General features: G+C 72.8%; 10 protein-coding genes. 4 read left to right on the top strand and 6 right to left on the bottom strand.

From position 1 onward, the window contains the following. Positions 1-42: 42 nt before the first annotated feature. From IAG44_RS18370 to IAG44_RS18355, 4 genes are all read right to left on the bottom strand, one after another. Entirely contained in the window at positions 43-2496 is a 2454-nt protein-coding gene (locus tag IAG44_RS18370) for a dolichyl-phosphate beta-glucosyltransferase (protein ID WP_187748183.1), read from the bottom strand. Further along, on the bottom strand, positions 2493-3197 hold the full coding sequence (locus tag IAG44_RS18365) for a GntR family transcriptional regulator (protein ID WP_187748182.1): 705 nt from the start codon (positions 3195-3197) through the stop codon (positions 2493-2495). The genes IAG44_RS18370 and IAG44_RS18365 overlap by 4 nt, the downstream gene beginning before the upstream one ends. Positions 3198-3388: 191 nt before the next feature. Then, a complete protein-coding gene (locus IAG44_RS18360; protein WP_187748181.1) occupies positions 3389-4756 on the bottom strand; it encodes an aspartate aminotransferase family protein in 1368 nt (455 codons plus the stop codon). Between the two features lie 313 nt (positions 4757-5069). Continuing rightward, on the bottom strand, positions 5070-6716 hold the full coding sequence (locus IAG44_RS18355) for an amidohydrolase (RefSeq protein ID WP_187752749.1): 1647 nt from the start codon (positions 6714-6716) through the stop codon (positions 5070-5072). A gap of 222 nt (positions 6717-6938) precedes the next feature. Between IAG44_RS18355 and IAG44_RS18350 the strand changes: the two genes are divergently transcribed. The 4 genes from IAG44_RS18350 to IAG44_RS18335 all read left to right on the top strand — a co-directional run bounded on the left by IAG44_RS18350 (position 6939) and on the right by IAG44_RS18335 (position 13383). Beyond that, complete coding sequence (locus IAG44_RS18350; protein WP_187748180.1) at positions 6939-7943, top strand: helix-turn-helix transcriptional regulator; 1005 nt, start codon at positions 6939-6941, stop codon at positions 7941-7943. Positions 7944-8146: 203 nt separating this feature from the next. Continuing rightward, positions 8147-10183 (top strand): serine/threonine-protein kinase, encoded by a 2037-nt coding sequence (locus tag IAG44_RS18345; protein WP_187748179.1) that lies wholly within the window; start codon positions 8147-8149, stop codon positions 10181-10183. A 108-nt stretch (positions 10184-10291) separates the two neighbouring features. After that, positions 10292-11845, top strand: coding sequence for a substrate-binding domain-containing protein (locus IAG44_RS18340; protein ID WP_187748178.1), 1554 nt, complete (start codon positions 10292-10294; stop codon positions 11843-11845). 107 nt (positions 11846-11952) lie between these two features. After that, the gene (locus IAG44_RS18335) at positions 11953-13383 is read left to right on the top strand and encodes a M20/M25/M40 family metallo-hydrolase (RefSeq protein WP_187748177.1); all 1431 of its coding nucleotides are present in this window, start codon (positions 11953-11955) and stop codon (positions 13381-13383) included. A 10-nt stretch (positions 13384-13393) separates the two neighbouring features. Here IAG44_RS18335 and IAG44_RS18330 read toward each other — a convergent pair whose 3' ends face one another. Continuing rightward, positions 13394-13747 (bottom strand): barstar family protein, encoded by a 354-nt coding sequence (locus IAG44_RS18330; protein ID WP_187748176.1) that lies wholly within the window; start codon positions 13745-13747, stop codon positions 13394-13396. Between the two features lie 66 nt (positions 13748-13813). Then, complete coding sequence (locus tag IAG44_RS18325) at positions 13814-14458, bottom strand: ribonuclease domain-containing protein (RefSeq protein WP_187748175.1); 645 nt, start codon at positions 14456-14458, stop codon at positions 13814-13816. Between the last annotated feature and the right edge of the window lie 208 nt (positions 14459-14666).

Here is a 14666-nt window from a genome sequence, read left to right as displayed (position 1 = left end):
CGCGCTCGTCCGGTCAGGGAAGGGTAGTCGCTGCCGCTTCCGTCAGCTCCCCTCGTGCAGGTCCCATACCCATACGCCGCCCACCCGCTCACCGGGCCGCCCCACCAGCTTCTCCACGGTCTCACGCAGTTGTCCGGCGTACCGCCCCGGGGCCACCACCAGCGCCCCGGCCCGCCACTCCGCGAGATCGGCCCGCGCCTGCCGCCGCGCCGCCGGGTCCACCACGGGTACGACCCCGGTCACCTGGACGTCCGCGAACAACCCCGAGGTGAAGTTCAGGGGAACCCCGTAGACCCCGGTCCGGTCCCCGTCCCCGTACGGCCCGTTGAAGTACCCGCCCGGCATCCGGAACCCCAGCCCCGCGACCACCTGCCAGTGCAGCGCCTCGGCGGCCACCGGATCCGCCAGCGGCACCGGCACCAGTGTCTCCCCGCCCCGCACGTACGACGTCCAGGTCCCGTCCGCGAAGAACGCGGGCACCTCGGCCCGGGGCGCCGATCTCAGCGGCGCCGGCACCAGCGGCAGCAGCGCCAGGCAGACGGCGGCCAGCCCGGCGTACCGCACCCCGCGAGGCCGCGCCGGGAGCCCCGGACGCCCCAGCTCCTCCACCGCGATCGCGACCAGCATCCCCAGCAGGGGCGCGCAGACCATCGCCACCCGCCCCTCGATCACCGACTCCAGCAGCGGCAGCCGCCCGAGGGCCGCCCACGGACCCGGCAGGACGACATCCGTGTAAGGGACCCCGATCCGGGGCCCCAGCGACAGCAGCGCGGCGACGAGCGCGGTGACCCCCAGTACCCGTACGACCGGCCGGCGCCGCCACAGCAGCACCGTCACCCCGAGCGCCAGCAGCACCAGCGGGAAGCCGTAGAAGGCGTTCTGCTCCGTCGGGTTGAGGGAGAGCGCGTCCGCCCGCGCGGCGTCCCCCGCGAGCAGCGAGCGCTCGGCGAACGAGAGCAGCGCCAGCGGACTGTTGCCCGCGCTCTCCCCGTGGTCGATCCCCGTGTAGCTCTGCGGTCCGTGGAACTGCCACAGCAGCGGGTAGCAGACGAGCGGCAGGCACACCGACGCCCCGACCGCGAGCCCCCGCAGCAGACCGGGCGCCGCCCGCCGTGCGACGTCCGGCCGGACGACGGCGTACGCGACGGCGAAGACGCCCATGCCGAGCGCCGCCAGCAGCAGCGCCTCCTCGCCCAGGAAGCACTGGTACGCCGCCATCAGGCCCAGCGCGACCGCGTCCCGCGTCGGCCGGGTGCCCTCGCACAGTCGCAGGGACCGTTCGACGATCGGCGGGATCATGAAGAGGACGACGAAGTTGGGGTGGGCGTTGGCGTGGCTCACCATCGGCGGCGCGAACGCGGCGAGGGCCGCGCCGAGGAACGCGGCCGGCCGGTAGCGCACAACTCGCCTCGCCAGCAGGCGATACCAGGCGACCGCCGTGGCCGCGAGGCCCAGCGTCATGCACAGGCTGAGCGCAACCGCCGGGCCCAGCAGGAGAGTTACCGGGGTGAGAGGTGCCGACAGGCCCAACATGGCTGTGTTCGCCATGAGGTTGACGCCGTCGGGGTAGCCCTGGAGGTCGGTGAAGAGGGGGTTGCGCAGGTGCGCGACGTTGTCCGCCGTCACCGCGAAGAACCACTCCCACTGGTTCTGGTCCTGGAGCGAGTCGGTGAGGTAGCGGCCGGCCGGGTCGAAGAAGCGGCCGGAGTACAGGATCACCGAGAACGCCAGGAACAGCAGCGCGACCAGGACGCCGGAGCGGTTCAGGCGTATCAGGTCGGCGAGGAAGCGGGCGTAGTCCAACGGGCGGAGTTTCGAACCGGGTTGATGGGCCCAGCGCACCGGGACCTCGGCGATCGGACGGCCGTCGTCGCGCAGCCGGCGCAGGACCTCGACGTCCGTCGCCCAGCCGTCGAGGCGCGAGGCGGCGTAGGCGTCGCGGGCGGCCTCGCCGTCGTACAGCTTGAAGCCGCACTGGGGGTCGCGGATGCCGGGGAGCGTGGTGCGCCGGATGAGGAAGTCGCCCGCGCCGCCCAGGAGTTGGCGCAGGCGGTGGGGGCGCGCCGAGATCGTGGCGCCGGGGACGGAGCGGGAGGCTATCGCGGCGCCGCCGTCCGGCACTTCCTTCTCCAGGTGCTCCAACTCCTCGACGGGAGTGGCGAGATCGGCGTCCGTGACGAGAACGCGGCGGCCCCGGGTGGCGGCGACGCCCAGCCGCAGGGCGTGCCCCTTGCCTCTGTTCTCGGGGGAGTTGAGGAGGTGTATGCGCGGGTCGTCGGCTGCCCGGCCGGTGACGAGGGCGGCGGTGGCGTCGGTCGAGCCGTCGTCGACGACGATCAACTCCCAGGAACGGGAGGGGCTTTGATCGAGGTGCGCGGTGATCGCGTCGAGCGTGGGGGCGAGGCGGTGTTCCTCGTTGTAGGCGGGGACGACGACGGAGAGGTCGGGGGAGGCCACCGTGTCCGCGGCCTTCTCGCCCGTTTCCGGTCGGCTCATGCGGTGGTGGCCAGTCGCTCGATCAGCGCCACCGACCCCGCGTTGTACTCGGCGAGCAGCGCCTGCGCCGCGGCCGTGTCGTGGGCGGAGAGGGAGTCGATCAGGTCGGTGTGGCGGGACCAGAGGTGGCCGCGCAGATCGGTGAGCCGCCGCAGGTGCTGGACCGCGCAGACCCAGGACTGCACGCGCAGCCGGTTGAGGAAGTCCGCGAGGTAGGGGTTGCCGAAGAGGATGCTCAGCTCGCGCCAGAACCGCAGGTCGTACCCGATGAGTACGGTCAGGTCCCCGGCGACGGCGGCCCGCTGCGCCTCCTCACCCCTGCGGCGTACCCCGGCGATGGCCGTGGCCACCACCGGGTCCCCGGGGTCGCGCAGCTTGGCCCGGTCCCTCTCGAGAGCCAGGAACATGCCCTCCATGACCAGCGCGCGGGCCTCGACCATCCCCCGGTAGTCCGCCGCCGAGTACTCGTGGACCCGGAAGCCCCGGTGCTGGTCGGCGTCGAGGAGCCCCTGCGCCGAGAGGTCCACCAGCGCCTCGCGGACCGGGGTCGCGGAGACCCCGTACTGTTCGGCGATCTCCTTGACCGTGAACTCCTGGCCCGGCTGCAACCGGCCCCCCAGTACCTCGTCGCGAAGGGCCTCGGCGATCTGCTGCCGCAGGGTGCTGCGGGTCACGGCGCCGTTGCCGCTGCCGGCGGACATGGTCGGGGGCCTCCTTCGTCCTTCGTCACGTTCGACGCGCGGCCGGCCGGCGGGGTGTCGCCGGGGCCCGTGGGGTGACGTACTCGCCTATACCTACGAGCACGCCACCTTACGCGTTCGAATCGGAAGAAGCCTTACTCGCGTACTACCCCCACGGGGCTACGCCCCCTACGCCCCGTACGACCCGAGAGTCACGCCGTGTGCTCGACCGTGTGCTCGTCGGCCACGGAGAGTGCCGCGTCCAGGGCGGCGAAGCCCTCCTTCAGCTCCTCCTCGGTGACATTGCACGGCGGGACGACATGCGTGCGGTTCATGTTGACGAAGGGCCACAGGCCGTTCTTCTTCGCGGCGGCGGCGAAGGCGGCCATCGGCGCGTTCGCCTCACCGGCCGCGTTGTACGGGACCAGCGGCTCGCGCGTCTCCTTGTTCCGCACCAGCTCCAGCGCCCAGAACATGCCCGTGCCCCGGACCTCGCCGACGCTCGGGTGCCGCTCGGCCAACTCGCGCAGCGCCGGACCCACGACGTCGGCACCGAGGCGCTTCGCGTTCTCGACGACGCCCTCCTCGGCCATCACACCGATCGTCGCGACGGCCGCCGCGCAGGCCAGGGGATGACCCGAGTACGTCAGACCTCCGGGGTAGGGCCGCTTGGCGAAGGTCTCCGCGATCGCCCCCGAGATGGCGACGCCCCCCAGCGGGACGTACCCGGAGTTCACGCCCTTCGCGAAGGTCATCAGGTCCGGTACGACGCCGAACAGGTCGGCCGCGAACCACTCGCCGGTCCGCCCGAACCCGGCCATGACCTCGTCGAGGATCAGCACGATGCCGTACTTGTCGCACAGCTCCCTCACCCCGGGGAGGTACCCCGGAGGGGGGACCATGATCCCGGCGGTGCCGGGGATCGTCTCCAGGATCAGCGCGGCGATCGTCGCCGGGCCCTCGAAGACGATCGTCGTCTCCAGGTGCTCCAGGGCACGCGCGGTCTCCTGTTCCTCCGTCTCCGCGTAGAAACGCGTCCGGTAGAGGAACGGCGCCCAGAAGTGCACGACGCCGGCGGCGGCGCTGTCCGAGGCCCAGCGGCGGGGGTCCCCCGTGAGGTTGACGGCCTGCTGCGTACCTCCGTGGTACGAGCGGTACGCCGAGAGGACCTTCGTCCGGCCGGTGTGCACCCGGGCCATGCGCACCGCGTGCTCGACCGCGTCCGCGCCCGCGTTGGTGAAGAAGATCTTGTCCAGGTCGCCGGGGGTCCGCTCGGCGATCAGCCGCGCCGCCTCCGAGCGGGCCTCGATCGCGAACGCGGGCGCGAACGTGGTGAGTTTCGCGGCCTGTTCCTGGATCGCCGCGACGACCTTCGGGTGCTGGTAGCCGATGTTCGTGTAGACGAGCCCGCTGGTGAAGTCGAGGTAGCGGTTCCCGTCGTAGTCCCAGAAGTACGACCCTTGCGCGCCGGCCACGGCGAGCGGGTCGATGAGGTCCTGGGCGGACCAGGAGTGGAAGACGTGCGCACGGTCCGCCGCCTTCACTGCGGCGCCGGCCTGCGGGTCGGTCTCAAGGGTCATGGGAGTGAGCGTAAATGTCCGCGATGCGGAAAGGTATCGGCGTCCTGTGCTGTGGACGCGGAGAATCCGCGACAGTCTGTCGGGGGTGAGGGGCGGGGCGCCGGGGGTGAGGGTACGGCGGGGGTACTACGGGTGTCCCCGAGGGTGGCTTCCGGGTACTACGGGTATGCCGGAGGGCGGCGCGGCCGGGGGTATTACGGGTATCCCCGAGCGCCGTCTCCGGGTACCTCCCGAGCATCGCCTCCGGGTGTTCCGAGCGCCGTCTCCGGGTACTACGGGTCCCTTCCCGGGTCCGCCCCGCCGTGCGCCCGGCTCAGCCCTCGTGCACCACCCGCCCGTCGAACACCGTGAGATCCACCCGGACACCGGGGATCTCGTGCGGATCGAGCCCCACGAGCGGCCGGTCGACGACGCACAGATCGGCCGCCTTCCCCGCCTCCACGGTGCCCTTCCACCCGTCGGCGAAGTCCTGCCACGCCGGTACGGCGGTGTACGCGCGCAGGGCCGTCGCGAGCGGCACCCGCTGCTCGGGACCGCTGGCCCGCCCGCTGCCCTTGGACTCGCGCAGCATCATCGCGGCCACCCCCTGCCGCCAGTCCGGCTCGGTGATCGGCGCGTCCGAACTCGCGCACACCCGCACCCCCGCCTCGACGGCGGACCGCACCGGCCACTGGTACGCCGAGCGCTCCGGGCCGACGACCTCGTCCATCAGGTCGGACACGGTCCACTTGATGGCCGGGTTCATGTTCACCCCGTACCCGTGCGCGGCCAGCTTCGCGAGGGCGGCCGGGCCGATGAAGTCGCCGTGGATGACGTAGTGACGGGCGTCGGGCCGGGCAAAGGCGGCGTGCGCGTCGGCGAGGGCGTCGACGACCGTGTCGATCGCCCGGTCACCGGTGACATGGACGCCGAGCTGGAAGCCCGCGCGATGAGCGACGGCGATCATCTCGCGCAACTCGGCCACTTGGAGCGCGGGCGACTCGCCGTGCACGCACAGCGAACCCCGACCGCCCCCGGAGTACGGCTCGTTCATCCACGCCGTACGGTTCGGCGGCACGCCGTCCGCGAAGATCTTGACACCGATCGCGTTCAGCAGCCGGGGGTCGGCGCAGACCGGCCGCTCCAGCGCGCGCAGCCCCGCGCGTACGTCGTCGGCACCGCCGCCCATCGGCGCGGGCAGCAGCAACACGCTGACGCGGGCCTCCAGTTGACCGTCCTCGACGAGTCCGGCGTACGCGGTCCAGTTGTCGGTGCTCAGGCCCCCGAGGAGGCTTCCGGCGCCGCCGGGGCCGAGGCCGGGCTCGGTGTAGCTCGTGATGCCACGCGTGTGCAGTTCACGGATCATTCCCTGAACGGCCGTGCGGCGCTGGGCAGTTGTGGGGGAGGGCAGCTCGGACTGGACGAGCATCCCGGCCGACTCGCGCAGGATGCCGGTCGGTTCGCCGTCGGCGTCGCGGTCGATGACGCCGCCCGGCGGGGGAGTTGTCCCCGCTCCGACACAACTGCGGCGCAGGGCCTCGCTGTTGGCCCACACCGTGTGCCGCGAGAAGTCCGTCAGGCAGACCGGGTGGTGCGGGGCGACCGCGTCCAGGTCCCGGCGGTGCGGGAAGCGGCGCGGGTCGGCCAGGCACTCCGCGAGGTAACCGGCGTCCCAGCCGAGGCCGATGACCCACCCGCCGGCCGGCGTGGTCCGTACGGCTTCCCGCACCGCCGCGACGACGTCGGCGATCGACCGCACGGCCGGATGGCCGACGTCCAGGGCGAACGGCGGGCGTGACATGGCGTACGCGGCGCCGTGCAGGTGGGAGTCGTTGATGCCGGGCAGCACGGTCCGGCCGCCGAGCTCCACGACCCGGGTGCCGGGCCCGGCGAGCGCGCGCATCTCGGCGTCGGTGCCCGTCGCGACGATGCGCCGGCCGTGCACGGCGACGCCCTCGACGATCGTGAAGTCGCCGTCCATGGTGAGGACTTGGCCGCCGGTGAGGACGAGGGAGGGAGCAGGCACGGTGCACCTTTCCAGGAGCGGGGAGGGTGTCCCGTCCAGGAAAAGCCCGCCCGCCGGGGTGAGGCCATCCGTACAAATACCGATCGCCCCGGCGCCTTGTCCGCCCCGGGCGCCCCTCCTATCGTTGATCCCCAACTGCCGTGCACCGGACGGAAGTCCGCACTCCGGGAGGCGCGCGTGTTCAGTCACCACCAACTGGCGGCGGCCACCCGGATCGGCATGCTCACCCGGGAACGTGACCAGGCCCTCGCCCGTGACCAGGCGCTCGGCGAACTCGCCCGCACCCTTCCGTTCGACGCCGCGACCCTCCTCGCGCTCGACCCACTGACCGGCACCCACGTCCAGGTCGCCGGTGTCGGCTACACCGCCCGCGAATCGCATTCCCTGGCCGCCGAGTTCGTCACGACGCCGTGGTACCGCAACGTCGTACGGGGCGAGTTGCCGCCCTCGATCTGCGAAGACGCCGAGGAGGCCGGGACGTTGGGCGGACGCTTCCGGCACGGCCGGTTCTACGCCGAGCGCGTCCGCCCGGCCGGCTTCCGCGACGGCGTCACCGGGGCGCTGCGGCATCGAGGGCGGCTGGTCGGGATGATCCACCTCAACACGGAGAGCGCCGACGCGTACGGCACCCCGAACCGGCTCCTGCTCGCCGCCGTCATGCCGGCCCTCGCCGCGCTCACCGACCCGCTCGCCGGCGACGTCCACGACCTGCCGGAGCACGGCGCGGCGAGCCTCGTCACGGCAGGCGGAGTGATCAGCCTGCCCGGCCGTGCCCCCGCCCGGACTCTGGACGACCCCGAACTCGCCGCCCTCGTACGGGACTTCGCCGGTACGGGCGGACGTCGGCTGCGTCTGCTGTGGGCGGACGGCGGGACCTGGTACCGGGTCACACTGCACCGGCGGCCCGCACCGGACGGCGTCCTCGTGCACGAGATGCCCACCGAGCCGCCGTTCGGGCTGAGCCCGCGCGAGGTGGAGGTCCTGACCCGGGCGGCTACGGGGCAGACCAACCGGGCCATCGCGCAGGCGCTGTTCCTCTCGCCGAGGACCGTGCACACCCACGTCGAACACGTGCTCCGCAAGACCGGCGCCGCGTCCCGGGCCGAGGCCACCGCCCTCGCCGTCCGCGACGGGCTGCTGCGGCCGGGACCGGAAGACCTCGGGTTCTTCGTGGAGAGGTGAGGGCGTCGGCGGAAGTACCAGCGGAAGTACTACGCGTATCCCCGACCCGCCCTCGGGGGTACTACGGGTCCAGCCACCGCCCCCGGCCACTCCCCGGGCCGCCCCCTGTTACGGAACCGTCGACCCCGCACCGTACGACTCCTGGTATCGCCCGATTATCCTCGGCCCGTTCACGTGTGCGGGGGGGAAGGCGGGCGGCGGCGATGGAGAAGCTGGGCGAGGGTGACCCGATGGGGATCCCGCCGGGGTTCCGGCTCCGGGGGCGGACCGGGGAGTACCAGCTGGTCGCGCGCCTGGGTGGCGGCGGCATGGGCCACGTCTATCTCGCCAGGTCGGACCGGGGCCGCACCGTCGCCGTGAAACTCGTCCGCTCCGAGCTCGCCACCCGCGAGGAGTTCCGGGAGCGGTTCCGCCAGGAGGTCGCCGCCGCCCGGCGGGTCGGCGGCCACTGGACCGCGCCCGTCCTGGACGCCGACACCGAGGCCGGCATGCCCTGGGTCGCCACCGGGTACGTCGCGGGACCGAGCCTGCAACAGGTCGTCGGCCAGGACCACGGCCCGCTGCCCGAGCGGTCCGTCCGCATCCTCGCCGCCGGGCTCGCGCACGCGCTCCAGGACATCCACGCGGCCGGCATCGTGCACCGCGACCTCAAGCCGTCCAACGTCATGGTCACCATCGACGGGCCCCGCGTCATCGACTTCGGCATCGCCCGCGCGCTGGAGGGCGACACCCCTGAGCTGACCCTTACGGGTGCGATGGTCGGGTCTCCGGGTTTCATGGCGCCCGAGCAGGTCAGGGGCGACCGGATCACTCCCGCGTGCGACGTGTTCTGCCTCGGCTCGGTGCTCGCGTACGCCGCCACCGGGTCGCTGCCGTTCGGCAACGCCGACAGCGGGGTGCACGCGCTCATGTTCCGTATCGCCGAGGACGACCCCGACCTCGCGGGCGTTCCCGAGGGGATCGCCGACCTCGTCCTCGCCTGCCTGCGCAAGGATCCCGCCGCCCGGCCCTCCCTGGGCGCCGTCCTCGAAGGCATCGGCGCCGAGGACACCGTCTCCGACGGCCGGTCCCGCGACCCCTGGCTGCCGAGCGGCCTGGTGGCCCAACTCGGGCGCCACGCCGTGCGGTTGCTCGACATCGAGGGACCGGGCGAGGACGACGCCGCCGCCGAGGCGGTGCCCGAACACTCCGGCCCCCGGGGCGGCGAGGGCGGACCGGGCGGTCCGTTCGCCGACCGGAACGCCGGTCCGGTCCGGACCCCGTCGTCCGCCGCCGGTCCCGTCGCCGCCGCACCGGCCCACCCCGCGTACGGCCACGCCCAGCAGCACCCGCAGCCCGCGCCGCAGGGGGAGGAGGGCTACGGGTATCCCGTACGACCAGCGCCGACCGGCCATGACCCCGCGTCGGCCGGCCACGACCCCGCGCCGGGCCCGACAGCGGTGGCTCACGGGTATCCCTCACCCGTAGCCCCCACGTCCTACGGGTATCCCCCGAGGCCCCCGTACCCCGGCGCGCCAGGCACTCCCCACCCCCACCCCATGGCCGCCGCAGGTACTACGGGTACCCCCGGCCCCTACAACCCGCCCCCCACCCACCCGCACCCGTCCCCCTCCCCGTACAACCCCACCCCCTACGCCCCGTACACCTCCCACCCCCACTCCCCGTACCCCCCGGAGGACCCCGCCCCCCGCCGCAACAACCGCACCACCGCCCTCCTCATCGTCGTGGCCCTGGTCGTCGCCATCGCGGCCGGCTCCTCCGTGTACGCGCTGCTGAACGGCGACGGCACCCCCGAGGCGAAGACCCCCGACGCCTCCCCGACGGTCACGAAGAACGCGCCGCAGCCGGCCCCGCCCACCCCGCAGCCCTCCGATTCGGCGACGCCGGAGGGCGAAGGCGCCGTCCCCGCCGCCTACTTGGGCAGCTGGACCGCCAGGATCGACAGCGCGAACGGCGCCAACACCCGCGAACTCGTCATCGCGCAGGGCGATCCGGGCGCCGCCGCGCTCACGCTGGTCGCCGAAGGCCCCGGCTACCACTGCGAGTTCACGGCCACACTCACCCGCCGGCCGGCCACGGAGAGCGGCCCGCTCACCTACGGCCCGTCCCGGGTCACCACCGGCCGCCCCCTCTCCTCCTGCACACCGGGCGCGGCGACCGAGGTGACCCTCCTGCCCGACGGCACCCTCCAGCGGGTCAACAGCTCCACCGGCGAGCAGCTGACTTACACCAAGAGGTGAACGTCCGGGGAACACACGGGAGTTGGTCCGCTTTGTCCGGGCGTACGCCCCCGGCGCGCACGTACCGTGACCCCACGATCGAGCGGTCGGCGGTGGCGGGGGAGCCCAGTGGAGTGGCTGAACGCGGAGAACGCGGTGGCCGTGGGGACGGCCATGGTCGGCATCGTCGCCTCCGGGGTGATGGTCTGGTACGAGCGCAGGGTGCCGCGCCGCAGGCGCATCGGCTACCGCGTGCAGATGGACAACCCCATTGGTGACGACGCCCGTTCGGGCCGCGCCAACAGACGGCTGGGCCTCTTCGAGGAGACCCCGGACATGGCCGACGCGACGCTGGTCCTGCTGCGCATCGAGAACGACGGCTCGCAGGGCATCGACCGCGACGACTACACCTCGCCCGAAGTCCACGGCCTGACAGCGGTGTTCACCGACCGCACGGTCAAGGGCGTCACGGTCACCCAGCCGACCGACACCGACCACCTGATGGACCACTTCACCGTGGAGCGGGGCTTCGGCTACGACGGCCACACCCTGCGCGTCCCACGCGTCCCGCTGAACCGGGGCGACCACTTCAAGCTGCTCGTCCTGCTCTCGGGCGGCGACGTCGGCAGCCCCATCCGCCTGTACGGCGGCATACGTGAGGGGGAGGTGCACCCCAACCGGAGTGCTACCCCGGACGACGTACCCCCGCTGTTCAGCCGGGCGGCGCGGGCGATCTCGGTGCTGCTGACGGTCTGCGTGGTGACGCTGGCCGCGATCGTCGTGGTCCGTGACGACACCCCGCCGCCGGTCGAGTGCGCGCATGGCCGGCTCACCGTCAGCGGCTCGACGGCCTTCGCGCCGGTGGTGAAGGCCGTCGCCGAGCGGTTCGAGCAGGACTGCGAGGGCGCGACGATCGAGGTGGACGCCCACGGCTCGACCGCCGGCCTGCGCGAACTCCAGGCGGCCGGTGCCCGCCGGGGCGAGGATGCCCCGTCCCTCGTCGTGCTCTCCGACGGCCCCCGGCCGGCGGGCATGGACGCGCTCGTCGAGCACCGGGTGGCGATCTCGGCGTTCGCGCTGGTCGTCAACGACGGCGTGACGATCGCGAACCTGTCCACCGACTCCGTGCGGCGCCTCTACCGGGGCGAGGTCACCAACTGGCGTGAGCTGGGCGGCCCCGACCTGCCGGTGCGGATGGTCAGCCGGGACGCCAACTCCGGTACCCGGCAGGTGTTCCAGCGACGGGTGCTGGGCCAGGGCGAGTTGGCGAACACCTCCACCGACTGCGCCCACAAGGACTACCCGTCGGCCCGCTTCATCCGCTGCGAACTCGACTCCACACAGCAGGTGTTGGCGTCGGTCAGGGTGATCCCCGGCGCGATCGGCTACAGCGAGCTGAACCTCGCGGGGCGCGCGAAGGGCCTGCACCCCCTCGACCTCGACGGCGACCCGCCGGACGTCAAGGCCATCGAACAGGGCACCAGCGCCTACCCGTACCGCGAGATCGAGTACGCCTACACCCACGGCAGCCCGCCCGCCGACTCCCTCGCCGCGAGCTTCCTGTCCTACCTGGTCCGGGGCAAGGGCCAGACGACGATCCGCTCCCACGGCCACCTGCCCTGCTGGAGCCCGCAGGGCCTCCGACTGTGCGCGGACACCGGCCTGGACCCCAACTCGCCCTGACCCGAAGGCCCTTCACCGCACGCCCGCCAACTCCCCTGTCTTCGGGCCCTCTTGCCGCTCCCCGGCGACTCCAGGAGCATCGACGGAACCCCGCCCCAGGAGGAGCCATGCCCCCCACCCCCACCCGGCGCACCGTCCTCACCGCGACCGCGGCCACCGCCGCCACCCTGGGCACCACGGCCACAGACACCGCCACCGCCGAAGCCGCGGAGGCACACGCGGCCGCCCGCTCGACCGGCACTCCCCGCCCCGCGACCACCCAGCCCCCGAGCCGCGAACTCCGCGCCATCCTCAAGGAGTTGGACCAGAGCCGCATCGAGGAGACCGTCCGCACCCTCGTCTCCTTCGGCACCCGCCACACCCTCTCCGTCCAGGACGACCCGGCCCGCGGTATCGGCGCCGCGCGCGACTGGCTGAGGGACCGACTCCAGTCGTACGCGGCGGAGTCGGGCGGCAGGATGACGGTCGAGCTCCAGTCGTACGTCCAGGAACCGGCGCCCAGGATCCCCGCCCCCACCCGGATCACCAACGTCCTTGCCACCCTGCGGGGTTCGGTCACGCCCGAGCGGGTGCACGTGATCTCCGGGCACTACGACTCGCGCGTCAGCGACGTCATGGACGCCGTGTCCGACGCCCCGGGCGCGGACGACGACGCGTCCGGCGTGGCCGTCGTCCTGGAACTGGCGCGGGTGTTCGCGCGACGGCGCCCGGCGTCGACGATCGTGTTCGCGGCGGTCGCGGGGGAGGAGCAGGGGCTGTACGGATCGCGTTACCTGGCACGGCAGTTGAAGGACACTGGGGCGGACGTCCGGGCGATGTTCACCAACGACATCGTCGGCAGCTCGACCGCCGACGACGGGACCCGCGACCCGCACACCATCAGGCTGTTCGCGGAAGGCGTGCCCACCTCGGAGACGCCCGAACAGGCGGCCGTCCGCCGGTCGGTGGGCGGCGAGAACGACTCCGAGACCCGCCAACTCGCCCGGTTCGTCAGGGACGTTGCCGACAACGACGCCACCGGGATGCGCGTCCGGGTGATCTACCGCCGCGACCGCTATCTGCGGGGCGGCGACCACATCCCCTTCCTGGAGAACGGCTACCCCGCGCTGCGGTTCACCGAGCCCGCCGAGGACTTCGCCCACCAGCACCAGGACGTACGCGTCGAGGACGGGCGGCAGTTCGGGGACCTCCCCGAGTTCTGCGACTTCGGCTTCACCACGCGCGTCGCGCGGGTCAACGCCGCCGCCCTGTGGACGCTGGCACAGGCGCCGGGCGCCCCGCGCGGGGCGCGGATCGTGACCTCGGCGCTCACCAACTCGACACGCCTGGTGTGGAGTCGGGGCACGGAACCCGACCTCGCCGGCTACGAGGTCGTCTGGCGGGAGACGACGGCGCCTGAGTGGACGCACCTCGTCGACGCCGGCGACGTGACCTCGTACGAGGTGGACCTGTCGAAGGACAACGTCTTCTTCGGGGTACGGGCCGTCAACCGGGCCGGTTTGCGGGGGCCGGTGGCGTTCCCCTCGCCCCAGTCGTAGCCGGTCGGGCTCAACTCGTCGTCGACAGGCGTGTGTTCAGCGAGGCCAGGCGGTCCGGGGTGTCGTCGAGAAAGAGACGGACGCCACCGGACTCGGCCAACACGTCGAGCAGGACGGCGAGTTCGTGCGGCGGGGCGTCGGCGAGGAGGTCGGCGGCGTCCCGGACGATGACCGCGACCGGCACGATGTCGCGCAGGCAGTCGGTGAACGCGTCCCAGTTGCGGCCGAAATGGGCGGGGAAGGCGAGTCCGGCGGACCACTCGGTGAACAGGTCCTGGCGGGTGCGGCTGCGCGTCCCGCTCACTTCCCGCGCGGAGCCCGGAGCCTCGGACAGGGGGTGGATCAGGATCGGCGTGCTGCTCAAGTGACGTACCTGCCTCGGTAGTTGAAGGGAGGGGGCGCGGCCGGTGCCGCGCCCCCGGAGTGCCGGTCAGTACTTGCCCAGCCAAGCAAACGTTTGGTAGTGGTCCCAGGTCGCGAAGACGTTCCCGGTCAGCGGATTGCGGATGATGCGCCGCAGACCGCGGTCCTGCGAACGGGTCGAGGTGTGCTCGTCGATGTCGTACTCGACGTAAGGAGCCGTACGCCCGTTGCCGGTTGAGAAGGCGCGGGACGACGGTTCGTGGCGGGCCTGCTGCTCGAACGCCGCGAGGTCGCCGCCGCGGTCGTTGAACGTGCCGCCGTAGTAGATGTTCCGCCACGCGTGCGCGGCGCTGTCCCAGAAGTCGAACCAGCGACCGCCCTGCGCCTGGCCGGGCCACCCGTGGCCGTTCGCGTCGTTCAACCGGCCCACGCCCCAGGTGAAATGGGGATCGACCTGGTGGTTCGCCCAGAAGTCGGCGGCCTGTTCGGCGTCGTCCCACTCCTGGTTCGTGATCGTCGGGGTGCCGCCCGGCGGGTTGTTGCACCACTGGCGGCAGGCGCCGGGCGGCGGCTGCGCGATCGCCGTGCCGGCCGCGCCGCCGACGAGGGCGAGCAGGACGCCCGCGACGGTCAGGGCCCGGCGGCCGCGCAGCCGGGACTTCTTACGGTGTGCCGCGTCGGGCGCGGACACCGGGGCAGGGGAGGTCGACACCTCGTGCTCCTCGACTCGTTCCGGAGTTCACCCGAGGCCGTCGGCCCCGGTGCGGCTCAAGGAACCAGCGGGGCGTGACAACGGTCCGGCGGCCGTGTCACAGCCGGCGGTCGGAAAAGTCGTCCGGCTGTTACGCGGCCGTGGGAGCGTTTCCACGCTTTGCTCGATCCTTAATATCCGGACATTTGGCGTTTACCGAGAGCGGGTC

It is taken from the genome of Streptomyces roseirectus (genome assembly GCF_014489635.1).
Classification (GTDB): Bacteria; Actinomycetota; Actinomycetes; order Streptomycetales; family Streptomycetaceae; genus Streptomyces; species Streptomyces roseirectus.
Note: the sequence above shows the minus strand (reverse complement) of the source record. Positions and strands in the feature narration are given on the sequence as shown.